This window comes from Vibrio sp. GLN_1 (assembly GCF_043106015.1).
Lineage (GTDB): Bacteria > Pseudomonadota > Gammaproteobacteria > Enterobacterales > Vibrionaceae > Vibrio > Vibrio parahaemolyticus.
This window is the reverse complement of sequence record NZ_JBICMD010000036.1, coordinates 746483-770787: the sequence shown is the minus strand read 5'-3', so window position 1 is coordinate 770787 and position 24305 is coordinate 746483. Positions and strand designations below refer to the sequence as shown.

22 protein-coding genes and 1 pseudogene are annotated in these 24305 nt (G+C 42.5%); 11 read left to right on the top strand and 12 right to left on the bottom strand.

All coding sequences use genetic code 11. The features are described 5' to 3' along the window. Nucleotides 1-2: 2 nt before the first annotated feature. Nucleotides 3-161, top strand: coding sequence for a YoaH family protein (locus ACF8OV_RS21220; RefSeq protein WP_005455352.1), 159 nt, complete (start codon nucleotides 3-5; stop codon nucleotides 159-161). Between the two features lie 761 nt (nucleotides 162-922). After that, nucleotides 923-1312 carry a universal stress protein gene (locus ACF8OV_RS21215; RefSeq protein WP_140261101.1) on the top strand — a complete coding sequence of 130 codons (390 nt, stop codon included), beginning with the start codon at nucleotides 923-925 and terminating at the stop codon, nucleotides 1310-1312. 48 nt (nucleotides 1313-1360) lie between these two features. Here ACF8OV_RS21215 and ACF8OV_RS21210 read toward each other — a convergent pair whose 3' ends face one another. Both ACF8OV_RS21210 and ACF8OV_RS21205 read right to left on the bottom strand, forming a co-directional pair. Next, the gene (locus tag ACF8OV_RS21210; protein WP_005479370.1) at nucleotides 1361-1573 is read right to left on the bottom strand and encodes a hypothetical protein; all 213 of its coding nucleotides are present in this window, start codon (nucleotides 1571-1573) and stop codon (nucleotides 1361-1363) included. A 333-nt stretch (nucleotides 1574-1906) separates the two neighbouring features. Next, on the bottom strand, nucleotides 1907-2740 hold the full coding sequence (locus ACF8OV_RS21205) for a LysR family transcriptional regulator (RefSeq protein ID WP_203503031.1): 834 nt from the start codon (nucleotides 2738-2740) through the stop codon (nucleotides 1907-1909). Between the two features lie 81 nt (nucleotides 2741-2821). Between ACF8OV_RS21205 and ACF8OV_RS21200 the strand changes: the two genes are divergently transcribed. Next, nucleotides 2822-3190 (top strand): hypothetical protein, encoded by a 369-nt coding sequence (locus ACF8OV_RS21200; RefSeq protein WP_258518488.1) that lies wholly within the window; start codon nucleotides 2822-2824, stop codon nucleotides 3188-3190. A gap of 332 nt (nucleotides 3191-3522) precedes the next feature. Continuing rightward, a pseudogene (locus ACF8OV_RS21195) lies at nucleotides 3523-3681 on the top strand (DUF3693 domain-containing protein); the annotation flags it as partial. 244 nt (nucleotides 3682-3925) lie between these two features. Here the strand turns inward: ACF8OV_RS21195 and yciH are convergent. From yciH to ACF8OV_RS21175, 4 genes are all read right to left on the bottom strand, one after another. Beyond that, nucleotides 3926-4237, bottom strand: a complete 312-nt coding sequence (gene yciH, locus ACF8OV_RS21190; protein WP_203503042.1) for a stress response translation initiation inhibitor YciH — start codon at nucleotides 4235-4237, stop codon at nucleotides 3926-3928. 4 nt (nucleotides 4238-4241) lie between these two features. Beyond that, nucleotides 4242-4631 carry a DUF3319 domain-containing protein gene (locus ACF8OV_RS21185; protein ID WP_024702970.1) on the bottom strand — a complete coding sequence of 130 codons (390 nt, stop codon included), beginning with the start codon at nucleotides 4629-4631 and terminating at the stop codon, nucleotides 4242-4244. Nucleotides 4632-4759: 128 nt separating this feature from the next. Further along, the gene (locus ACF8OV_RS21180; RefSeq protein WP_024702969.1) at nucleotides 4760-5749 is read right to left on the bottom strand and encodes a D-alanine--D-alanine ligase; all 990 of its coding nucleotides are present in this window, start codon (nucleotides 5747-5749) and stop codon (nucleotides 4760-4762) included. Nucleotides 5750-5900: 151 nt separating this feature from the next. Continuing rightward, the gene (locus ACF8OV_RS21175; protein WP_005455347.1) at nucleotides 5901-6470 is read right to left on the bottom strand and encodes an SPOR domain-containing protein; all 570 of its coding nucleotides are present in this window, start codon (nucleotides 6468-6470) and stop codon (nucleotides 5901-5903) included. A 242-nt stretch (nucleotides 6471-6712) separates the two neighbouring features. Here ACF8OV_RS21175 and ACF8OV_RS21170 point away from each other — a divergent pair, with 242 nt between their 5' ends. Beyond that, the gene (locus ACF8OV_RS21170) at nucleotides 6713-9346 is read left to right on the top strand and encodes a bifunctional acetate--CoA ligase family protein/GNAT family N-acetyltransferase (protein WP_005479339.1); all 2634 of its coding nucleotides are present in this window, start codon (nucleotides 6713-6715) and stop codon (nucleotides 9344-9346) included. Nucleotides 9347-9432: 86 nt separating this feature from the next. On the opposite strand, the gene ACF8OV_RS21165 is transcribed toward ACF8OV_RS21170, so the two are convergent. Beyond that, nucleotides 9433-10320, bottom strand: a complete 888-nt coding sequence (locus ACF8OV_RS21165) for a LysR family transcriptional regulator (RefSeq protein WP_029840920.1) — start codon at nucleotides 10318-10320, stop codon at nucleotides 9433-9435. Between the two features lie 232 nt (nucleotides 10321-10552). On the opposite strand from ACF8OV_RS21165, the gene ACF8OV_RS21160 reads away from it, so the two are divergent. Both ACF8OV_RS21160 and ACF8OV_RS21155 read left to right on the top strand, forming a co-directional pair. Continuing rightward, nucleotides 10553-12634, top strand: a complete 2082-nt coding sequence (locus ACF8OV_RS21160; protein ID WP_203503055.1) for a TonB-dependent hemoglobin/transferrin/lactoferrin family receptor — start codon at nucleotides 10553-10555, stop codon at nucleotides 12632-12634. An 83-nt stretch (nucleotides 12635-12717) separates the two neighbouring features. Then, the gene (locus ACF8OV_RS21155) at nucleotides 12718-12843 is read left to right on the top strand and encodes a hypothetical protein (RefSeq protein WP_005480852.1); all 126 of its coding nucleotides are present in this window, start codon (nucleotides 12718-12720) and stop codon (nucleotides 12841-12843) included. A gap of 125 nt (nucleotides 12844-12968) precedes the next feature. Here ACF8OV_RS21155 and galE read toward each other — a convergent pair whose 3' ends face one another. Then, on the bottom strand, nucleotides 12969-13985 hold the full coding sequence (galE, locus tag ACF8OV_RS21150; RefSeq protein ID WP_005498859.1) for a UDP-glucose 4-epimerase GalE: 1017 nt from the start codon (nucleotides 13983-13985) through the stop codon (nucleotides 12969-12971). Between the two features lie 54 nt (nucleotides 13986-14039). Further along, nucleotides 14040-15998 (bottom strand): diguanylate cyclase domain-containing protein, encoded by a 1959-nt coding sequence (locus tag ACF8OV_RS21145; RefSeq protein ID WP_015313238.1) that lies wholly within the window; start codon nucleotides 15996-15998, stop codon nucleotides 14040-14042. Between the two features lie 319 nt (nucleotides 15999-16317). Here ACF8OV_RS21145 and ACF8OV_RS21140 point away from each other — a divergent pair, with 319 nt between their 5' ends. The 3 genes from ACF8OV_RS21140 to ACF8OV_RS21130 are packed head-to-tail and all read left to right on the top strand — an operon-like array spanning nucleotide 16318 to nucleotide 18688. After that, entirely contained in the window at nucleotides 16318-17073 is a 756-nt protein-coding gene (locus tag ACF8OV_RS21140; RefSeq protein ID WP_020835288.1) for a 5-oxoprolinase subunit PxpA, read from the top strand. Continuing rightward, complete coding sequence (locus ACF8OV_RS21135; RefSeq protein ID WP_203503057.1) at nucleotides 17073-17756, top strand: allophanate hydrolase subunit 1; 684 nt, start codon at nucleotides 17073-17075, stop codon at nucleotides 17754-17756. The genes ACF8OV_RS21140 and ACF8OV_RS21135 overlap by 1 nt, the downstream gene beginning before the upstream one ends. Beyond that, nucleotides 17753-18688, top strand: a complete 936-nt coding sequence (locus ACF8OV_RS21130; RefSeq protein WP_203503060.1) for a biotin-dependent carboxyltransferase family protein — start codon at nucleotides 17753-17755, stop codon at nucleotides 18686-18688. The genes ACF8OV_RS21135 and ACF8OV_RS21130 overlap by 4 nt, the downstream gene beginning before the upstream one ends. A gap of 22 nt (nucleotides 18689-18710) precedes the next feature. Here the strand turns inward: ACF8OV_RS21130 and ACF8OV_RS21125 are convergent, their stop codons facing one another. The 3 genes from ACF8OV_RS21125 to ACF8OV_RS21115 all read right to left on the bottom strand — a co-directional run bounded on the left by ACF8OV_RS21125 (nucleotide 18711) and on the right by ACF8OV_RS21115 (nucleotide 23635). Beyond that, nucleotides 18711-20144: an FAD-dependent oxidoreductase gene (locus tag ACF8OV_RS21125; protein ID WP_203503073.1), complete on the bottom strand. Its 1434-nt coding sequence runs from the start codon at nucleotides 20142-20144 to the stop codon at nucleotides 18711-18713. 342 nt (nucleotides 20145-20486) lie between these two features. After that, the gene (locus tag ACF8OV_RS21120) at nucleotides 20487-22943 is read right to left on the bottom strand and encodes an ABC transporter permease (RefSeq protein WP_203503075.1); all 2457 of its coding nucleotides are present in this window, start codon (nucleotides 22941-22943) and stop codon (nucleotides 20487-20489) included. After that, complete coding sequence (locus ACF8OV_RS21115) at nucleotides 22943-23635, bottom strand: ABC transporter ATP-binding protein (protein WP_005455354.1); 693 nt, start codon at nucleotides 23633-23635, stop codon at nucleotides 22943-22945. Before ACF8OV_RS21115 ends, ACF8OV_RS21120 begins: the two co-directional genes overlap by 1 nt. Between ACF8OV_RS21115 and ACF8OV_RS21110 the strand changes: the two genes are divergently transcribed. Beyond that, nucleotides 23634-24236, top strand: a complete 603-nt coding sequence (locus tag ACF8OV_RS21110; RefSeq protein ID WP_005455373.1) for an arylesterase — start codon at nucleotides 23634-23636, stop codon at nucleotides 24234-24236. The two genes, ACF8OV_RS21115 and ACF8OV_RS21110, sit on opposite strands and share 2 nt — an antisense overlap. The last annotated feature ends 69 nt before the right edge of the window (nucleotides 24237-24305 follow it).

Sequence of the window (24305 nt, the reverse complement as noted above, 5' to 3'; positions counted from 1 at the left end):
TTATGTTTGACGATTTACCACCTATATCGCACAAAGAGCAGCAAGAAGCTGTAGAACGAATTCAAGAACTGATGGCAAAGGGCACAAGTACAGCCGAAGCGATCAAAATCGTGGCAGAGCAGATTCGCGCAGAATACGCAGCCAAACAACAAGACAGTTAATAGAAGAAGCAGGGCACAGACCCTGCTTTTTTTTGCCCCTTTCTTAATCCATTTCCCATCAAACAATTTAAGTCATACCGTTACCGCGTAACACGACCTTCTTAACTACAGCAGTAAAAGAGCTAACCATTTAGACGAAAGCAACAGGTAAAATTTTACCAATTCATCTTTATCCATAAACATGCTTCAGTGGTGATTTTATGGTTGTTTAGGTCAATTTTGGTTAAATCTGATATTAATCAGTGAGTTATCGTAGAATTATTTGCTTTCTTAAGATTGATGAGTAATTTGCATGTAATTAAATTACACAGTGACCATTAAGAGGAATAATTAGCCAGTATAATGTGTTGAATTTTTCATTAAGACACAGTGTCACAAAATCAAATCAAAATTCGGTGCTTATATATACTTCCATATAAAGACAGTAAGTACTTGCAGACGGTGTGTCAGAACTGCTTCTCCAGGGACTACATTATTAAAATTGCGGCAGAGTTTTTGATGATCTTTAATCTAGATTTTCAGAGCGCTTAGAGGCAGGAGCCACTACGGACTTAGTTTTACAGCATCGCTTACAAGTCAACTTAAGTTACGGTGTAATGTTTAGTGAGAGGCTTTTGATGTTTTAGGGTATATGTTCGAACAGCTGAGCTCTTAGAGATGGGGATTTGGATGTTTTCATTTAGATATCGGCGGGTAAGCCGATGTTTAGTGTGTTCGATAAGCTAGACTAAAAGTAGTACCATTCAAAATAGGAGAGCGTAATGAGTTATGGACATATTTTGGTTGCGGTAGACCTTACTGATTCCAGCAAAAAAGTCATCAATAAAGCAGTTTCTTTAGCGAAAGATGAAAAAAGTAAGCTTTCCTTAGTCTATGTAGATGTCGATAAGATTATTCTAGAGTTGAAAGAAGAACGAAAGTTGCAGAATGCATTACAAAAGCTTGCTGACGAGTGTGATTATGAAGTCCATGACAGTAAGGTTGTGATTGGTGATCTTCACATCAAGCTCTCCGGAATTGCGAAGGAAGTAGGGATAGATCTCGTTGTATGTGGCCATCATCATAGCTTGTTGAGTCGTTTCTTTTCTTCTGTCCCCAAGCTTGCGAACGCCATAGAAGCTGATTTGCTAGTCGTGTACTTAGATGATTAAACAATGATGAGTAAAAGCCGAACCAAAGGCTAGTTCGGCTTATATCGTTTATCGAGTTAACGAGAATGGCTTTTTGGACAAAACAGAAACGGATTCAGCATTTGAAGCCATGTCAAAATGTACGTTAACTTGGACGCCTTCTCGCTCAAAAGTAACATCGTCAAAATCTGTCATGGCGATTTTGAACCCGTTCTTTGCAAAAAGGCCAGTAACCATGGTGCGCTGTTTAATTTCTAAAGCGGACGCCAGTAATTTATCCATAGCCAATATCCTTGTTTTTTATGGGGGTCACAAACACCATACCGCTCGCAGATTATGAAATCAATTGATTATTGGGCTGTACTAGATTTGTGTTTTAGTCAAAGTCAATTGATGCACTATTTAACGTGATATGCATTCATTAGAAGCATTTCCGAGGATATGTTTTACCACGATCTCTGTGACGCAAAGCATCATTCCTCTATTGAGATAATTGAATTGACAATATCGTTAACATAATTTGTTACAAATTAACTTTGTTTTTGAGTGTTATTTGTCATTTTTCGGCAGACCTCAAATTAGTAAGTCCAACTGGATGTGACACCGTAATTATAGTTACTTTTCCCCTAAGATCGCTGTGAGCTCTAACCTTATGAAAGATGAAATTTCGGCCAGCTTTCTCGGTAATGGATTTTGATAGGGGTAGGCGACATACATTGACTTTTCTGTGCTGTATGTATGGGTAACTTTTAAAAGTTCTTGATGACTATTGCCTTTTAACAGGTAGTTGGGTATTACGCCCAATCCCACACCTTGCTCAACAAAGTTCAATAAAATTGATGTATTATCGATCTCTATCACATCACAATAACTTTTTCTTATTTCTTCCTTATTCGAATGATTTTTATATATAAGAAGAGTGCTACTTTTTTCATTGCTGTTGTTAGAAATTAGAACATCATTATAATTCCCAACTTTATGCGCAATTAAATTATCATCAACAACATCATTTAGTCTTATTGCAATATCAACATTGCTTTCTAATAAATTCTCAACCTTATTACTAGACGAAATTTCAAAAATTACCGCAGGGTATCTCTCTTGTAATTTTCTCAAAATACTGCCGAAAATTGATGAAGCTATAGAGTTTGGCATTGTTATCTTGAATTTACCGCTAATACAGTCACTCAGTGATCTGGCTCTATAGTTTAGTTCTTGTAGCTTACTTAATGTTTCAAGAGCCAGAGGACTAATACTTTTCCCATGGTCAGTTAAGACGAGCTTTCGAGTCGTTCTATGCACCAATGTTACGCCTAAAGCAGTTTCAAGCATCGCGAGTTGACGACTGACTTGAGCCTTTGATTTTCCAAGTTCCTTAGCTGCTTCAGTTAAAGAGAGGTGTTTGCATATTGCCGCGAAGTTGATGAGTTCGCTATTGAGCCATTCCATGATTGTTACCTATCTGCAACTCTGAGTCACGTTGTCTTTTTGGAGGCTGAACAGTATAACTTGCATCAACGGAGGGGGAAAATGATATTTAAAAGTTACGAAGAAGTGGTTTCTGAATACCACTTGGAGCAGATTGTTAATAATATAAAAAATGGGATTATTAACGTTTCAGGCAGTGACGATATTAAATCTTTAGTCAACGATAGGAACTGTAAGGTTGAGAGTATATCAAAAATAACATCTTTGAATAAAAGTAAAGGTAGCATGTTAATTGAAGCGGCTTGCGTTATCCATAATGAAATTACTGTACCAAAAAATATAAATAAAATTATTTTAGTAATCGATGTTGCATTATCAAATTTAAGTACAAATTATGTTGAGGTTTATGAATATGAAAGTAATAAAACAAAATACGAAACAATTATCCTTGCCAGAAATAAGTTTTTCTAAGTTAGTTGTACAAACCATAAATTTTTATACTAGAGTATTTCGCGTGTTGTTTGGTGGTGAGTTAAGGCATCGTTACTCAAGAAAGCAAAACGTACGGGCATCCGAAGAGCTAAGCGACCATATGAAAAGAGACCTTGGTTTGTGAAGTCATAAATAAAACAACAGCTCAATAAGCCGAACCTTTGGTTATGAGGTTCGGTTTTTACACCTCAAATTTCCTTGAAAAAATAAATTATTACACTGACGTATACACGACATAGTTGATAAGGTTTGGTTTGGTATAGCCATTCCAAACATTTCTTCAACCTGAGGTACCATTGCTGGGTTGAAGCAGTGACAATCAGCAGATAAAAGCAGTATGGGAAGGAATTGCAAAAAAGTTTAATGGGCTGGGATTATCAGGAATCTCAATGGCTTGCACTGGATTAGCCGTCGTGATTGCAAGTCCACAGGAACCACTATTGCAGTGCGCATTATATGTGTTATGTTAAATGAAGTGTAACCATACGTCAGATTCTTTCTACTTTGCTCTCCTATCTCTTTCAGATTTTAAATTTGAGCTAACTTTAGATAGCTGATTAAACATAATCAGTATTTACCATAAAATAGCTAATATCGATCTATCAATCTGCGATTGCTTGTTCTTCAATTAGCAAGTTGTTTATTGCAAATAAAAATGGCGTCTAATCATATAGACGCCGTTTCTAGTTTATCTGAGATTTGAACGTCAGGAATTTAGCCACCGGCTAGTTTTACTGTCATGCCTTTCTTTTCAAGGTGTGTTTTGATCTTATCTCTTGCGTCACCTTGAATTTCGATGGTGCCATCTTTGACTGAACCGCCACAACCGCATACTTTTTTAAGCTCTGCAGCGAGCAGTTTCAAAGGCGCGTCGTCTAGGTCTAATCCTGAAACGATACAAACGCCTTTGCCTTTACGGCCTTTGGTTTGGCGATGAATACGAACAATACCATCGCCTTTAGGACGAGCTACTTTTTCTTCTTCCGGTTTAATGCGTCCGGTTTCTGTTGAATATACCAGGGTCATTCTGTTATTTCTTTTGTTGTTGTGCCTGTACTTGCATCGCTTTCTGCTTTGCAACTAAATAAGCTTCGATGTGTCGTTGAATAGCAGCCTTGCCGCCTTTAATGAGTTTTCCATTAAACATACAGTACCAACCGTTTGGTTCACCAGTGTCGTTTTTAATGGTATATCCGTTAAAAACTTCTGATTGAACACCACCAGTTGGGTGTGCTCTTTGTCCAAGAGACGCGAATTCTTTCGGGTCAATGATTGATGCTGTGTCACACCACCAATCAATGCTCTTTTTCACCGCCGTCAAACTGCCTTGTAAAACGTGGTTTTTGATTTTAACCTTCCAAATACTGCCATCGGGTCCGCCTGACTGCAGGTTAAAACCTCTATAATTTGAAATTGCCATACCACTGAATCATCTGTTTAATGCGTTAATACAATCATAATTGCTACTGAGCATTATTCAAATATCGCTTGAACAAACCGTGCTCTATTCAACTATTTCTAACACAAAACGTATCGCGTGAACGTTAATCACTTTGCACTATTAATACAATCTTCAAGAAACTCATGGAACTTGTGACCATTGTTTTGAAGCATTTTTGGGAACATTGAAATTGGCGTCATTCCTGGGAATGTATTCACTTCATTCAAGTAAATTTCGTTATCTTCCGTAAGGAAAAAGTCGATGCGAGACAAATGACGAAGGTTCATTTGTTTGAATACGGTTTCTGACGCATGACGAATCTTATCGATCTGTTCTTGAGTCAGGTTCTTCGCTTCTACTTCTGTTAATGAATGGCTTGAGCTGCTGTATTTTTCATCGTATGAGTAAAATGCACCATCGGGTGCGATCACTTCACCTGGCTTAGTGATGTGCAGTTCACCGTTCATTTCATAAGCTGCGACTTCTAACTCACGAGGTTTTACCGCTTTCTCTACAAGTACTTGATCTGAATAACCAAACGCATCGTTTACTGCTTTAGCGATAGCTTGTTTTTTAGTTACACTGTAACACCCAACAGACGAGCCCTGACGTGCAGCTTTAACAAACACTTTTCCCCACTTTTCAAAGGCTTGTTCAGCTTGTCTGTGAGCGTGTTCATCATTGCGAGTTAGGAATAAGTAAGGTGTATTTGGAATGTCTAAAGCGTCGTACCAAAGTTTTGATGTGATTTTATTGAAACTGTTGCTGCTTGCTTCTGGTCCACATCCTAAGTATGGGATACCGGCAATTTCGAATAGTGATTGAATGTCACCAGTCTCGCCGGGAAAGCCGTGAATACAAGGCACAATAAAGTCGATCGTTTGATTGGATTCATTCGAGCACAATTGTTTGGTGTTTAAATCAAGGTAAACCAATTCGCCTTGATCTGTAACCCAACCTTCATTTTTTATTTCTACGCGAGTGACTTTGACGTTCTGAATTAGGTTTAGTTGTTGTTCAACAAAGTTAGCCGACAACAGTGAAATTTCGTGTTCAGAAGAGCCGCCGCCGCATAATAGAAGAATATTTTTAATCATGAATCAATCTTTCCGTGACCTACAAAAGATACTAGTTAATATGATAAACCTTTGAGGTGTAACGTACAGTTATTTTAGTGTGAGGAATTCTGTTCGAATAGGATTTGACCAAAGAAATAAGGGAGCGTATTGCTCCCTTATTTTGGTTTGATTAGTTGAGTTTGTTAAGCGTTGGAAATGATGAGTTCTTAATTGCGTCAATGCTTTTAACAAAAGGCTTCAGCTGTTGGAATTGAGTTGGAAGCGTTGAAATCGCTTGTTGAGCTTCGGCGCTTGTTGCGTAGTCACCGTAAAGAACCGAGAACCACTTTGTGCCGTTGACAACTTTGTAATTCTCCCAAATCGGCTGACCGTTTTGAGGCAGTTTGTTTGCAAATTGATCAACTTTAGCTTGGCTACCTACGGCGACTACCTGGATGGTGTAACCGAATCGTTGAATACCTGCTTGCTTCTTGCTCGGAGGGACGATTTTAACGGGTTTTACCTGCTCTTTTGGTGTGAGTTTCACCACTTTTTTCTCTTCAGGCTTTGCCGTCATTTTCACGACTTCAGGCTTAACGTCTTGTTCTACAACTGCACTTTCAGACGCCATTATAGGCTTAGAGACTGCGTCTGATTTGTAGTCTTCTCGGTAGCTTTCGGAGGTGACATCTGTGATGTAAGTTTCCGAAACACAAGCTGAAAGAAGGACTGATAAGCCGATGATTGCGATTTTTTTCATGAAGTAACAAACGCTCTGGATAAATATTACGATAAATCATGCCGATAGCAGGCCCGTTTATCAAGCATCAAATACAATAATCTGCGAATTTGATGTGATGAGTAACACAAACTCTACAAGCACTGTATAGATTTGCTTCAATGTCCGGTTCGTTTATGTTTTCTGGCTTATTTATTCGTTTATGATTGTTGATATCAACGTAGCAGATTGTAAGTAAGTCGCGACAAGCCGCAGGAGTTCACATGAATAAACTACATAAGCTCTTTAAACCTAGTTCCGTAGCGGTAATTGGCGCCTCTCAAAAAGACCTCCGTGCAGGGCAAGTCGTTATGCGGAATCTTCTGCAAAGTGGGTTTGATGGTGCAATCATGCCAGTTACCCCAAGGTATAAAGCGGTATCGGGTGTCATTGCCTATCGCGATGTTGCTTCCCTGCCCTATACGCCGGATATCGCGATTCTCTGTACTAATGCTTCGCGAAATGAACAACTTCTCAAAGAGCTGGATGAGCGTGGCACACCATTCGCGATAGTAATTTCTGATGATGCACAAACGCTAGATTTGTCATCTCTTAATATTCGGGTTCTTGGACCAAACAGTCTTGGAATTATCTTACCTTGGCATAATTTCAATTGTACGTTTTCGCCTGTCGCAGCAAAGCCGGGAAAGATTGCTTTTATCTCTCAATCGGCTGCCGTTTGTACCACGGTTTTAGATTGGGCTAACGACAAAAATATCGGGTTTTCTTCATTTATCTCGATTGGTCGTGGGCAAGATATTGATTTTGCAGATTTGCTCGATTATTTGAGTATGGATGGCAATACCGAAGCAATATTGTTGTATGTCGACTCCATTCAAGATGCACGACGATTTATGTCCGCAGCCCGTGCCGCTTCTCGCAATCGTCGTATATTGGTGTTGAAAGCTGGCCGTTCAAAAGAAATGAATACGTTCGAGCAGCAAGATGGCGATACGCTCGATGTAATTTATGACTCTGCGATACGAAGAACTGGTATGCTGCGTGTTAGCAATACGCATGAGTTATTTGCTGCGGTAGAGACGCTGACGCACTCAGTTCCGTTGCGTGGAGAACGCTTAGCCATCATCACTAACGGTGGAGGCCCTGCCGTCATGGCGGTCGATACACTAGTTGAACGAGGTGGCAATTTAGCGACTCTGGACGAAGTAACAACCGATCAGCTCAGAGCCATTTTACCGTCTAACTGGCGGGGTGTTAATCCGATAGATCTTTCCGGAGATGCAACGAAAAAACGCTACGTAGATGCGATCAATGCGGTAATGAATAATGATTGTGCTGATGCGATTTTGATTATGCACAGTCCTTCTGCCGTGTCTGATTCTTATGAAACGGCTTTGGCGGTTATTGAAGCCATCAAGAATCACCCTCGACATAAACATTTTAATGTCCTAACTAACTGGTCTGGGGAACAAACATCTCGAGATGCTCGACTGGCATTCACTCAAGCGGGGATACCTACCTATCGTACGCCGGAAAGCGCGGTCGTTGCGTACATGCACCTCGTTGAATACAGGCGAAACCAGAAACAGTTGATGGAAACGCCAACAACAGCAGAGCCGCTGCACTCAGGTAGCGTAAATTCTGCAAAAGAATGGGTAGATGAACGACTACTGGATAAAAACACAGTCACACTGGATACACACCAAACTAGCCCATTATTTAAGCTCTTTGGCTTTAATGTTTTGCCTACTTGGATAGCATCGGATGAAATCGAAGCAGTTCACATGGCAGAAAATATTGGCTACCCTGTCGCCGTGAAGCTACGTTCTCCTGATATTCCTCACAAATCAGACGTACACGGCGTGGCGCTTAATTTGAGAAATAGTCGAGAAGTTTCTAACGCTGCACAATCGATTTTAGATACCGTCAAATTCAGTTACCCATCTGCAAACGTACACGGCCTGCTAGTTCAAGGCATGGCGAAGCTTGGCAGCGCGGAAGAGTTGCGAATCAGTATCGCGGTCGACAAGGTATTTGGGCCTGTCATTTTACTTGGTCAAGGTGGATCTGAATGGAACATCGCTCAAGACGCGGTGGCCGCCCTGCCTCCTTTGAATATGACGCTTGCACGCTATTTAGTCGTGGTTGCATTAAAGTCCGGGAAGATCCGTCTTCAGAAACATAAAGATGCGCTCGATATTACTGAGCTGTCAAAATTCTTAGTTCGTATTTCGCAAATGGCGGTTGAGTTACCTGAAATACAAAGACTGGATATCCATCCAGTATTGGTATCTGGAGATGACTTAACCATACTTGATGCTGATGTGACGCTTTGCAAATATGAAGGTGACGCTCAAAAACGACTGGCTATTCGCCCTTTCCCTGCTGAATTTGTTGAAACTGTGACACTGCGTGATGGTCAACCAATCCTTCTTCGTCCAATTCTTCCTGAAGATGAGCCACTCCACGCTCAGTTCATCAATAGTGTATCCAAAGAAGATCTCTATAAACGGTTCTTCTCAGAGGTTGGTGAGTTTAACCACGAAGCTTTAGCTAATTTTACTCAAATTGACTACGACCGAGAGATGGCCTTTGTCGCAGTAGCCTTTGATAAAAGTGGACCGTCGATCATTGGTGTCGCGCGTGCGCTGATCACGCCAGACAATAGTGATGCTGAATTTGCGATTTTGGTTCGCTCAGATTTGAAAGGAAAAGGATTAGGAAAAATCTTGATGGAGAAGATCATCAGCTATTGCAAAATTAAAGGCACGAAACAAATGTCAGGTATGACAATGCCTACCAATCGAGGGATGCTGATGCTTGCTCAACGTTTGGGGTTTGAAGTTGATGTCCAGTTTGCAGACGGAACGGCAGATATGGTGCTACCTTTAAATTAATGAGTGAGGAGCGTGCTCTCTTTCTACCGCTCAACTTCTTAGATTCATTAGACTCATCTGAATCTAAGAAGTAAAAAGTGACGCTGTTACTTTAGTTTCCAATTCTTCTTCAGATACTGAATGCACCAAGATTTCGCTTCACCCATGGTATTTCTTCTCCACGCTAGAATGATATCCATCGGCTGCTCTTCTGTGCCTTCAATTTGTTTAAGTACGCCTTTTTCTATTAACGGTAGCGCGATTTGTCTAGGTAAGGTACCAATCCCTAAGCCTGCGGTTAATGCTTCTACTTTTGCTGTAAAGTTAGTAACAGTGAGTCTAGGTTGCTTTTGAATGATGTTTATCGAAAGTGCTGGCTGTTCGCGTGCGGTGTCTGCAATGGCAATAATTCGGTATTTCTCTCTTGCTGAATCATCAAACTCGCCACTGCGTTTGTGAACGTAATGCTTGGTTGCCGCAACCCAAATCATGGACATCTTGCCAATTTTCTCTGCTTTCACTTCTTGCGGTAACGTATCCAACGAAGGGCACACAAGCAGATCAGCTCTTCCTGTATTCAGAGATTCCCAGCTTCCTGCAAGAATTTCTTCTTGCAACCTAATGCGTGTCGAGCTTACTTCCGCCAGCGCATCCACCATCTGAAAGAAGTTTGAAATTGGAATGATGCCATCAAACGCAACAGTAATATCCAACTCCCAACCGTTAGCAAGTAAAGTCGCATCATTCACTAACTTTTCACTCGCTTGCAGAATTGCACGCCCTCTTTCCAAAATGAGCTTACCCGCCTCCGTAAAGAGCGCTTTGTGTCCTGAACGGTCAAAAATATTGATGTCGAGATCTTGTTCGAGCTTTTGGATTTGGTAACTCAGTGAAGATGGTGCTCTATCGAGCTCATTTGCCGCTGCCGCAAAGCTGCCTCTGCGATCTATCGCATCCAAGATATGGAGCGCTTCTAAAGTGATAGGGCTCTGCACGATAACTCCCTTTGTGTGATGTGAATCACAGCTGTGATATTTGGATAGATTTGTCAGGAATCGTTTTCAACAATATAACACACTGATAAATAAAGACTAGAAATGCCAAGCATTCAAGAATAGACGGCATCAAAACTTGAATATTAAAATGATAATGATAGTAATTATTATTTAGACCCATTAACATTTGCGCGTTGTTATTGCCTATTATGGATTTAAGGTATTGAAACCAATGTATAATAAATCAATTTTATCAGCCTCTATTCTGATTGCACTATCCCAAGGTGCCTACGCTGAAGACCATTCAACCTTCAATGAAGTGGTCGTGACTGCGACTCGTACTAATAGCCAAATCGAAGACACTGCTGCTTCTGTTGCCGTCGTTACTGATAAGAACATCGAAGAAAGCATGGTCACTGGCTTAGATGATCTCTTTGAGTACACGCCAGGAGTCACAGTTAAGACAAACTCGCGCCAAGGTGTCCAGAGTATCAATATTCGAGGTATCGAAGGTAACCGAATTAAGGTTCTTGTGGACGGCGTATCTCAAGGTAACCAGTTCGAATCAGGGAATACGTTCATTAACTCTGCTCGCGTTAACGTGGATACCGACCTAATAAAAGCGGTTGAAATTGTAAAAGGTGCAGCATCGTCTCTGCATGGTTCTGACGCAATTGGTGGTATTGTCGCATTTGAAACCAAAGATCCGGCTGATTTCCTTAAGGGTCGTAACTTTGGGGGCCATGCGAAGTTCAACTACTCTTCCGAAGACAATACATTCAGTGAATTTGTTGCACTAGCGAACAAAACGGGCGATTTGGAATCTCTAGTTGCCTATACGCGTCGCGACGGCAATGAACTGGATAACTTTGGAGATCTAGCAGATGCAAGTACTGAAGCGAACAACTTACTGGTTAAACTTCAGTACCAAGTCAATGATGCACATCGTGTTGAGTTCAATGGGAATTATATTCGCAACAAAGGCAACGGAAAGCAGTCTTACAACGGTTATACGAATGCAACAAGTGAAGATGTAACAGAGCAATATCAAGTTGGTATAAAACATATTTGGGAGATGCAAACGGCCCTAGCGGACTCCCTTACCTGGCAACTAGATTGGCTTAACAAAGAAGAAAACGGCATTACTGATCGTGTTAAAGGTCAGAATATCCAACGTAAAGACTACATCTACGAGGATGAAGGCTACCAGTTTGACTCACAGTTTGACAAATATCTCTCGCTTGGTAGTACAGAGCATTACTTTGTGTACGGTGCATCCTTTAGTGATAAAGACATTAAGAACGTCAACAAGGAGTACAACAGTGCAAGCGCGAACAAAGAAATTTTCTATATTCCTTCTGCGAGCGAGCGTCGTTATGGGCTCTTTTTACAAGACGAGATTACGGTAGGTAACTTTACGATTACTCCGGGCGTACGGTGGGATGCATTTGAAACCGATCCAGGCGACACAAGCAGCAACCCAAGTGGTAACGCGGCTAGCGACTACAAAAAGTTCTCTGATTCTGCATTTACAGGCCGCTTAGGTTCTGTTTATAAGCTTAATGAGCAACATCGTTTATTCGCGCAAATCAGCCAAGGTTTCCGTGCTCCAGATTTCCAGGAGTTGTACTACTCTTTCGGTAACCCAATGCATGGCTACATTTTTAAGCCAAATCCTGATTTAAAAGCAGAAGACAGTATTTCGTACGAGTTTGGTTGGCGACATAACAATGACATTTCTAGCAGTGAAGTGTCAGTTTTCTACAGCGACTACGACAACTTCATCGAAAGTAAAACCGTCTCTGGCACTTGGACGCCAGTGACTGACCCTGCAATTCAGCAGTACGTGAATATAGGCAAAGCGACAATTAAAGGTATTGAGTTTTCAAACCAACTTTCGTGGAACAAGTTCATGCCAATCGAAGGCTTTAGCTCTCGTGTAGCAGCGGCGTATACGGAAGGTGAAGATGGAAACAATAATCCACTAAACAGTGTTAACCCTTGGAACCTTGTCGCTGGTTTTAATTACGATTCAGAACAAAACTGGGGAACCACGTTAACCATTAACTACACAGCTTCTAAAGACAAAAGCGACATAAATGACGATAAAGTGTTGCCTATCTCTGCTGCTACGGTTGTAGATATCACCGCGTACTACAAACCTATTAAAGATCTTACGTTGCGAGCAGGTCTGTTCAACGTGACAGATGAAGAGTACTACAATTGGAATGATGTGCGTGACCTTCAGACAGAGAACAAAGATCTGACTCAAGCTGGACGGAACTGGTCAATTACAGCAAAATACGAGTTCTAAAGCCTCCGAAAACACAAAAGCCAGCGTAATGCTGGCTTTTTTAATTGGCTTTCATTTCAAAAATGTTAAGAAAAGTATGAAAAATGAAAGCTTACTGTTTTGCCATCTCTTTCTTCACCATCACTGCTGCTGCAACGATGAATGCGATGATCAGACCAAGCTCCATGAACTACCCCAATAGCTACAAGAAAATTTACGACCTAAATTAAGAGTCATGGGTAGTTTAGCACTTATCTATTTGGTTGCTACCTTTTAACCAGTAATTTACGATTTTTCCGATTTAGATCAAAAAAGGCGCTGGAATGCGCCTTTTTGTTATTATTGTGTTAAAAGGCTATGCGTCTGGGTAACCTTGTGGGTTATTTGATTGCCAGCGCCATGTGTCTCCTGTCATCTCTTCAAGAGTACGTGATGCTTTCCAGCCTAGTTCATTCATTGCTTTTGAAGGATCTGCCCAACATTCTGCAATGTCACCAGGTCGACGTTCGACCAGCTGGTATGGCACATTTTTACCGCATGCGCTTTCAAATGCTTTTACCATTTCAAGAACGCTGTAACCATTACCGGTACCAAGGTTGTAGATGTGCAAACCAGCTTTACTGCCGACTTTTTCTAGCGCAGCAACGTGGCCATCTGATAGATCCATTACGTGAATGTAATCACGAACACCAGTACCATCTTTGGTTGGGTAATCACTACCGAATACAGATAGAAACTCGCGACGACCAACCGCTACTTGAGAAATAAATGGCATTAGGTTGTTCGGAATACCTTGTGGGTCTTCACCTAACTCACCAGTTGGGTGCGAACCAACAGGATTGAAGTAACGAAGAAGTGTGATGCTCCAGTCTGGGTTCGCTTTTTGGAAGTCAGTTAAGCACTCTTCTACCATTAACTTGCTACGACCGTATGGGTTAGTCGCACTAGTTGGGAAGTCCTCAGTAATTGGCACTGATGCTGGATCACCATAAACTGTCGCAGATGAGCTAAATACCAGTGATTTCACGCCTGCTTCGCGCATTGCATCCACAAGAACAAGTGTGCCATTTACGTTGTTATCGTAATACTCAAGCGGTTTTTCTACTGATTCTCCGACTGCTTTTAGGCCAGCAAAGTGAATAACGGCTTCAATATTGTGTGCTTTTAGTGCCTCAACAAGCGCAGCCTTATCGCGAATATCCGCTTCGATAAAAGTAGGCTTTACGCCACATACTTTTTCAATGCGCTCTAAGACTGTAGATTTGCTGTTGTATAGGTTATCGAGAATAACTGGTGTCATACCAGCTTCGATCATTTGAATACAAGTGTGGCTGCCAATGTAGCCCATACCACCCGTAACAAGTACTTTCATTTTATCAATCCTTCTGACGCGAATCCGGTTAGTGTAAAGCTTTAATGCGACAATTTAAACGGTCTCTTGCAATTCGCATCCCATTAATATTGCTTGCCCTTTTCCGGCTTTCTTCGCTTGGTACATTGCGGTATCCGCACTCTTTAAAATACGGGTTGCGTCTCGTTCGTTAACGCCAACCAATTTCACCCCAATGCTCACGCCGACTTTTAACTCATTACCTTTGTATTCAATAGGCGCGCAGATGCTCTCTAACAATTGCTCGGCGATTCGCGTTACGACTTTTTGATTGGCCGGGTTGACCAGCATAACAAACTCATCGCCAGACAGGCGTGCGATTAAGTCACTGTGCCTAGTCGCCGATGTCAAACGATCTGCTACACGTTTTAAAACTTCATCCCCAGCGTCATGGCCGTATGTGTCGTTGATTTCCTTAAAACCATCTAGATCAAGATACAGTACCGCAAATTCATCGCGCTGATAGCCTGATCTTTGGACTAAATCTTCCAGCTCTAAATGGAACTTAGAACGATTTGCTAATCCTGTAAGCGCGTCATGATGTGCGAGATACTCGAGGCGCTCCATCTCTTTTGCATTGGAGAGATCGGTAAGAATAATGACCAAGTCGTAGAAACCGTTATCCTCGCACTTCACGATGCGATTTACTCGAGCAAACATTGGCACAAGTAAGCCTAAGTGATTTTGCTCAATCACTTCTCCTTGCCACACGCCATAGTTTTCAATGGACTCAATGATACTCGGCATCATTTCTTGTAATTTTCGCCAACGAATAGTTTGAATGAAAGACTGACCAACTAACTGGTCGATTTCTAAACCCACAAGTTTGGTGACTGCTGGGTTAACCATGGTAATGACGCCTTTGTGATTAAGCACAATAAGGCCGTCTTGACTGGCTTCAAACACTCGACCAGCTACGCGCTGGCGATTCATCGCCTCTTCAATCTCTGTGATGTCTTGAATGGCGAAGAGAAGATAACCGTGGTTAGACAAACGACGAGTCGTTAGGCTTAGCTGCTGTTCGTTATCAATGTTTTGAAGGTGGATATCATCACACTCTAAGCATCGACTAAGAATTTGGCTAAGCTCGTTCGGCATTTTTGTTTTTATCAGATCGCGGATATTCGCATTTTCTAATGCTTCCGGTGTTTTCTGAAATATATGCTGAGTCGCAGCATTACTGTGGATAATGGTGCCAAGGTTGTCGGTAATAACCAACGCATACTGAATGGATTCAATGACTTCTTCTGAAAATGCTCTTTTTTGTTCGAGCGTAGCTAACGAATGCTGGCGTTGTTTTTCCCTTTTTCGGAGTTTGGTCATCATTCGGTTGAATGAGTGAATAACTTCGCCCAGTTCGTCTTTAGAATGATGACGAATTTGTACGTGAGAGGCATTACCAAAAGTAACATCTTGAATTGCACCGTTGAGATCGAGCAACGGTCTTAGAATGATACGATCAATGGTAATGTAGAAAATAATGCCACCAGCCGCCAATATCAGCAGAAGTATGCCGGCATCTTTCAAGAATGAATGTTGCGCATTTATAATTGGAATGTGTGACAACGTCACTCGAATTGAACCAATCACATGCCCTTCATGGATGATAGGCTCAAGTACGTACAAAAACTTGGCGGACAACGCATACCCTAATGCATCGAGCTTACTTCTTTCATTTTGATTAGGAACGGGAGCAGACTCCCCACTCCCTTCAAGCACAACAAAAGGTTCATTGGCCCTATCATACAATTTCACTCTAGAAACGTTGGGCTGTTCTAGAAGATCGGCCAGAATAGTTTGTGCTTTTCGCTTGTTCTTTGTTGTGAGCGCATCTTTAATTGAATAAGACACGTTATTGATTAACTTGCGAGTTTGCTCAACCAACTCATGTTTTGACGATTGGTATGCGGTGTACGAGGTATAACCTTTTGAAGCAACAAAGATCGCCGTAATAAAAACCAGAATCGGCCAGATAAGCTTTGCTCGTAATGACATATATATTCCTGTCGCACAACAACAACTAGAAGACAAAAGAGTTGTTATGCAAACTATCACCCAATAGAAGCCGTAAGACTAACATGACGGCAAAGCAAAATAACGTTAAATTCTCAAAAATTGGATTGAAAAGGACCGAATTACCTTAAAATTCGGATCAAATCAAAGAACGATAACGACGTGCTGGACTCTAATGATCTTTCTCAGCTCGAGTTCTAAGTAAAAATCTCATTCTGGTTGTTTGAAGAATGAACTGAGTCACTGAAGATAAAAGGTTTTTCCTGCATCGTGATGTGATTGCTAAGGTAACTATAAATATATGACATTGAATAAACAGCAACTGACATTAAATTGCGATATGGGCGAGAGCTTTGGTTCTTGGACGATGGGCGCTGACGATAGCGTGATGCCTCATGTCGATATGGCGAACATTGCTTGTGGCTTTCACGCTTCCGATCCGAACGTGATGCACGACACTATTACCTTAGCGAATCTTCACGATGTTGATATTGGTGCGCATCCCGGTTATCCCGACTTACAAGGTTTTGGTCGACGCAGCCTCAGTATGAGCAGCGATGAAATTACTAACATGGTGATCTATCAAGTCGGCGCGTTGCAGGCATTGTGCCGTGCGCAGTATACCGATATCGGTTATATCAAGCCTCATGGTGCCCTTTACAACGATATGATGAAAAGCGATGCGGTTTTTCGAGCGGTCGTTAAAGCAGCCGCACTGTTTAAAGTACCGTTGATGATCCTTGCATCGCAAGAGAACGAAAAATATTTAGAAATCGCGGACGATTATGATGTGCCATTGTTGTTTGAGGCGTTTGCCGATCGCCTGTATCAAGATGATGGGATGTTGACACCAAGAACGCACCCAAATGCCGTTTTGAAAGATGAGCTTGCGATTTTAGAACAAGTCAGAACATTGGCTGATTCAGGCCGAGTAAAAACCGCTTCAGGCAGTTATATCTTGTTAGAAGCGGACACAATATGCGTCCATGGAGACAATGAAGAGTCGATCGCTTTGATTCAAAAAATTCGTCAAAGCCTCTACTCCGGAGGAAATTAATGCATCAAACAAAGTTCTCGATTGATTTGGTTTCTGAATGCAGCATTTTGATTCGATTTGATGAAACCATTTCTGAAAACTCAATTGGACAGTTAGCGCGAGCAATGAACCAACATCTGTCTCATATTGTCATGAATATCGTTCCTTCCTATCGAACCGTGTTAATTGATTACTTACCGTTCAGAATCAGTGAATTTCAGTTAGTCGACATACTGCACAATATCTTAGTCGCTTTTGACCCAAATAAAGCCGACAAGGCTGAGCCTAACGAAATTTCGATACCCGTTTATTACTCGGAAAAAACTGCTTTAGATTTGAAGCGTTTTGAAGAACAAGGCATTGATCTCGGCGCACTTATTGATGCTCATACAAAGCCTGTATATACCGTTTCTGCGATTGGGTTCGCACCTGGCTTCGCCTTTCTTTCTGATGTGGAAGAGAGTATCGCCATGCCTAGGTTAAAAACGCCGAGAACGTTTGTGCCATCAGGAAGTGTCGGCATTGCCGATAGTAAGACCGCCGTTTACCCATCAGACAGTCCAGGTGGTTGGAATATCATAGGTCGCTCTCCACTCTCACTCTTTTCGGATACTCCTCCTTTTATTCCTTTTGAAGTTGGTGACAAGGTCACGTTTTATACGGTATCAAAACAGGAATTTCTTGAGTTAGGGGGAGCGTTATGAGCGCATCAGGATTATTAGTTGAAAAGTCAGGGCCTTCGTCACTGATTCAAGACTTTGGCCGTTTTGGTCTTGCTCACATCGGGATAACGCAAGGTGGCCCTGTTGATGATTACGCCTACAGTTGGGCTAATCATTTACTTGGAAATCGTGTGAATTGCTCAGCAATCGAGATTACGCTAGGCAATGCTTGTTTTGTCGCCTTACAAGACTGTCACCTGGCAATTTGTGGCGGCGATCTTAATGCATCAGTAGATGGTCACCCTATTGCTAATTGGTCGGATTTTTCGATAAAAAAAGGGCAAAAGCTTCAGTTCGGAATGGCGAGAAATGGCCTTCGCTCCTATCTCGCTGTAAAAGGTGGCTTCAATGTGCCTGAGCACCTTGGGAGCTCATCGACCGTGCTTCGTGAAGCATTAGGTGGACTAGAAGCCAATGGTAACGCTCTAAAAGCTGGAGATGTTCTCCCTTTTGACGCTCATTCATTACCTAACCATAAACCAAGAATCATGACATTTCGTTTCAAGCCAGATTACAACTTGCCAATTACACTACGCGTTATTGAAGGTTATCAATGTGATGATTTCAGTGTTGAAGCTAAAGAAAAATTCTATTCGGGAAGCTTTGCGATCTCGCCAGACTCTAATCGAATGGGCTATCGCCTTGAAGGAAATACGGTAAAGCCACCTTATGATGGCATCTTGTCTGAAGGGATCGCGCTAGGCGCCATTCAAATTCCCCATGATGGTAATCCGATTGTATTACTCAATGACCACCAAACTATTGGTGGGTATCCAAAGCTTGGTTGTGTTGCCAGAATAGATTTGCCTAGATTAGCGCAAGCGAAGCCGGGTCAGAAAGTGCGTTTCATCAAGGGTGATAGACAAGGTTTGCAGGATGTGTGGTGTCAGTGGGCTCAGTTCTTTGGCTACTGAGCCCTATTCAGTTTTTGGCTGTTTACATCCCGTAGCGTTCAGCTAGAGCTTGCGGATAGCCTCGTTCTTCGGTCAGTTTAATCGCGTATTGTTCGATTTCGTCTTCAGACCAATTAACGGTCACTGGATGTTGCGCTTCTACATTTTGTTGAGGCGTGATATCAAACCAATACTGAAGCATTTTTTGAGCAGCCAACAACGTAGAAGACGCTTTCACAACTTCAATTCGAGCGTAGTGATTTTGTTCGAATGAAACATCTGCCGCGCGAAGCACAGGATCTGTGCCTGGAATCTGTTGAGCACCAAACAATGCTTTGCCACCTTTTTCCGCTGTTTTGTAATCAGGGATAAATTGGGCCATGTGTTGTATTGCGTTATGCGTTCTTTCACCCAAAATTTCTTCACGCCACCCACTGCGAATTTTAGAGAGTAACGGTACAGGTAGCTCAGGTTGAGCAGAGAGTGCCGTGCTTTCAACTAAGCCATCTTCAAACAACGTGATCTCTTTCGTCATGCCGTGCAGCTGGAAATAGCCATCTCCATAAGGCGTTAACTGCGCCATTCCTTTATCTGTGCCACGGGGGCCGTGGAAAATGACTTCTGGCCATTGCTGGTTACATTCGTTCCATTTGGTCACGTAAGCGGCTTTGAATTCAACTAAACGGTCACGCTTAGCGCCAACTGCGTTATCAATAGTTCCCGTCTCGAAACCACATGCGTTGACTAAGTAATCACAAGTAAGCAAACAATTGACGTCATTGTGTTCGTAAGTCAATTGCCAATGATCACCAAGCCAATCTGCCTGATTCAGTGTCGCTTGAGTAATCACGTTTGAATTCGCCAGTTTTGCTAAGGTTAAGTTAGCAATAGCCGCTAAACGGAACACGCTCCAACCATACTCCTGAACGGCAACGACCGGATATTTTAATTGCTCTAAATCAGCGTGCTGAGCAAAAGGAATGCTCCATTCATCAAATGTGGATGGATGTTCTGGTTGGTTTTGTTTTGCCAGTTCCTGCAGTTCTTCTTTCGAATACAGTTTGAAATACTCTTCAGGCTCGCCAAGTACTTTGTTGTGTTCGTCTTTGTCGACCAATGCCTGGTAAGCACTTTTAATCACCTCTAAGCGAGGCAGCAGCGCGAATGGGTCACCCCCATCAGAGTGAGGTACGGCAATAATGGTAGGCCGAATATTCAGTGAGTGAGGATACAGTCTGATCGTATCTATAGATTGCGTAAGCAAATCCAAACATTGTTGTTCAGAAATTTCACGATACAAATTACCGCCCGCATGAAGGTGACAAATTGGTGGGCCGTTGACTAACGAGACGCCCTTTTCAATAACAGAGACTTTGAATCCCAACTCTGCAAAATGAATGGCGGCTGTGGCTCCGGCTACACCACCACCTACAACGGCGATGTGTTTATCTTTATGATTTAGAAACTCAGACTTCATTGCTTCACTAAAAATTTTATAAGGAGAAATCTTTACTAACCGTGATTCTACTCGGGTTTTGGCATGATTAAAATCACAAAAAGTTCATGGGTTTGCGATAACTTTAAAAGTTGCTTTACGGAATAAAAAAATTGCAAAAAAAGTGCTTGACGAAGTGGTTTGATGAGCGAATTTTTAGCCTGTTGTGTATAAGAATCCCACTCTAAGACCCATGGCGTAAAGCTTGCGGAAACACCCCTATTTTTGACCTCTCCAGTTATCCCAAAAGTTATCCACCGTTTTTGTGGATAACTAAAATAAAAATGTCATGGAGTGAGTCCGCGTTAGTTATATAAATGGGTATTAAGTGTTTACTGGCGTTAGCAATCTTTTCAACAAACTCATTACAACAAGTGCCAGTGTAACGAAAGTGGCTAACGGTAAAGCTATCCACAATTCAGGGTGAATTTGAGCATTGAGGTCAAACCCATACTTCATCACTGCTGCAACACAGGCTTCGGCTGCCATAACGGCGACAGAACTTGCGACAAGCGCCATAATTCCGTATTCCGCCCACAAGGTTGTATTAATCCGTTTTTTGCTTGAGCCAAGCGTACGATACAGACGGATTTCTTGCTGACGTTGAGACAAGCTCAAGCGTAATAATGTAAAAATGAGCAATAGCCCTGCAACTACGCCTAACAAAGCAAGAATGGTGATCGCAGAAACGATTTGTTGTATTAGCGCCTGTATTTTTTCTCCCATAGTTCGGATGTCTAACACAGAAACTGTTGGGTGCGCTCTCGACATTGATGTAAGCAGCGATTCGTTTCCTTCATTGATTCGGTAGCTAATCAAATATGAACCCGGAACATTTGCCATCACATCAGAAGAAAAGATGAAATAGAAGTTAGGCTTCATATCTCGCCACTCAACATGACGAATGGTATCCACCGTCGCATCAAAGTTTTGGCTGTTGATAACAAACCTTAATTTGTCTCCAAGTTGAATACCCAAATCGCGCGCGACATCGGCTTCAACAGATACACTGTTTGCGTTCATCCATTTTCCTGAAAGAACGTCATTGTATTCTGGTAACTGATCACCCCATGTTAAGTTGAGCTCTCGACGGATTGCGTCAGAGCCTTCCCCTTCATATTCAACGTCTTTAACGTTTTGGCCATTAATCTCTGTGAGTCGTCCTCGAATAATTGGAAATGCTTGTGACCGCGTCACTCCATTTTTATCCAGTGTTTCTAGGTAGTTAGCCAGTTCATAATCGGCAATGTTTAATGCAAATACATTAGGCGCATCCGTAGGCAAAGTCCGCTCCCAATCTGCGAGGATATCGCTACGGACAAGCCAAATAATGGAAAGGAGCATCAAAGAAAGCGACAGTGCTCCAAACTGCAGACCGCTGGTTATAGGCGTACGGTTGATTCGGCTCAGTGCCAACTTCATCGCTGGTTTGGTGGCAAAGCGGGAGAATAACTTCGTCAGTGCGATGCTTAATCCGGCCAACACGACAAATAGTGCTGCAATACCCGCCAGTACAATCCAGACCAAAGTGTTGTTTGCGTACAACGCGAGCAATGGAAGCACAGGGACAAGAACGAGCAGCAGTCGTTTCCAAGATCGTTGCGCTGTGCCCTGCTGTAAAACCTCAAGTGCTGGTGTCTTAATTAACCCAAGTAGCGGGATACCAAGCGCCGGAACGGTGATGAGAATGGCAGAAACCACAGCGACAATAAATGGAGTGACGCCGTAACTCGGTAGTGGGTTTGGCAAGAGATCTTTCAGAGGAATACGTAACAAATATTCCAAGCCGCTACCCAGAATGAGTCCGACAATGCTGGCGGTTACCAATAGAATGGCAACTTGAATCAATAACCACTTTTCTATCCAACGTCTGCTCGCGCCAAGGCTTTTCAACATTGCGATGGTTTGAGTTCGGCTATTCACGTAGTTTTGGCAAGTAAGAACCAACGTTGTCGCGGCCATAATTATGACGATAGCTACGGTCAATGATAAATACTGTGTAGTGCGATCAAAAACTTCATTGCTGCGACTCGCGGTATCTTGAGTACGCCAGCGATCACTTGGTGACAGCTCTGTCTTATCTTGGAGTTGCTTTAGCGCCGCATTGTCTGCTTTTAGAAACAGTCGATATTGCACTCGACTGCCGACTTGTATCGCGCCTGTTTTTTCTACGTCGCTTTGGTGAATATACGCCGCAGGCATTTGTTGGAATGGATTGAAACTTAAACCCGGCTCCATCAGCACTGCACCTGAAACGGTGAAATCTGCATCACCAATGGTGACGTTGTCACCGTTATTAACTTCTAATTGAGCCATAATACGTTCGTCTAACCAAAGCTGGTTAGGCTTCACGCGACCTGACTCATTCCCATCTAAAACCAACTCTCCCATTAAAGGATAACTTTCATCGACACCTCGTACAGAAATAAGCTGCATTCCGTTATCGCTAAAAGCCATGGTCGAAAATCGGGTCATAACGGAGCGCTCAAGTTGCTCTGTCGATTTTAATAGTGAGTCAGATAATGGGTTTGCGGAAACGAACACCGCATCCGCTGTTAATGCATCTTTCCCCTGCTTAACAATCACTTGCTCCATACGAGATGCAAGTGCAGACAATGCAAAAATACTCGCGATGACCAACACAAGAGCGACGCTGATCGGCCAAAGGTTTCCTTGCCTAATTTCGCCCAAACTCCAACGCACCAAACTTTTATTCGGAGAGTGTTGCTTCAATCCACGTTGATCTGAAGATGTTACTTCACTTGAAGATACTGCTGACATTACATCTCCTCCTTAAGCTCACCCGCCTCCATACGATAAATTCTGTCGCATCGGCTTGCTAAGTTCACATCATGAGTGACCAATATTAATGTCGTACCGTGCTGGCTATTGAGATCGAACAACAGCTCGATGACTTTATCCGCGGTTTGGTGATCAAGGTTCCCTGTCGGTTCATCAGCAAACAGCAATTCTGGCTGAGTCATAAATGCTCTAGCCAACGCGACGCGTTGTTGTTCACCACCAGAAAGTTGACTTGGTAAGTGGTCGAGTCGCTTTTCCAATCCTACGGCGCTTAATAATTCTGTCGCTCGTGCTTCATCTTCGGCTTCTCCGCGTAAAAGACACGGTAAGGTCACATTGCGAAGTGCACTCAAACTTGGGATAAGTAGAAAGCTTTGAAAGACAAATCCTAGAGAATCGGCTCGGATTTTTGCACGAGCTTCGTCATCTAGCTTCGAAAGTTCGTGTCCTAGAAGCGTGATTTCTCCGGAGGTTGGTGTGTCGAGCCCCGCCAACAATGTCATTAGAGTGGATTTGCCTGCACCAGATGTGCCGACAATTGCGATGGTCTCGCCCTTTCTGATGTCAACATTTACATCTTTAAGGATTGTTAATTGTTCTTGATTAGTAGAGACTTGTTTAGAAACCAAATTCGCTTGAACAATAGGTGCTTTGAGTACAGGTGTTTGCATGATTCGTTTACTTTCCTTAGTTCTCTTTTTTTGTCTTTCCGCCGCATCGCAAGCAAGCGAAAAACTTCTTGTTCTTGGTGATAGTTTGAGTGCGGGCTATCAAATGCCGATTGAGAAGAGTTGGCCTAGCTTACTCCCTGACGCGCTGCTCGAACACGGGCAAGATGTAACAGTTATTAATGGCAGCATCTCCGGAGACACTACTGGCAACGGTTTGGCTCGCCTCCCGCAACTGCTTGACCAACATACACCCGACTTAGTTCTTATCGAGTTGGGCGCCAATGATGGGTTGCGTGGCTTCCCTCCAAAAGTTATTACGTCGAATCTGTCGAAAATGATTAGCATGATCAAAGATTCTGGTGCCAATGTGGTCATGATGCAAATTCGTGTCCCCCCTAACTACGGCAAGCGCTACAGCGACATGTTTTACGACATCTATCCCAAATTGGCTGAACATCAACAAGTTCAGTTAATGCCGTTCTTCTTAGAGCATGTGATCACCAAACCAGAGTGGATGATGGATGATGGCTTACATCCGAAACCTGAAGCGCAACCTTGGATTGCGGAATTCGTTGCTCAAGAATTGGTTAAACATCTCTAATTTTGATGGTCTAGCTCAATAAGTTTTACCTAACTTTACGTTAATCTAACCAGAATTCCACTCACCGAG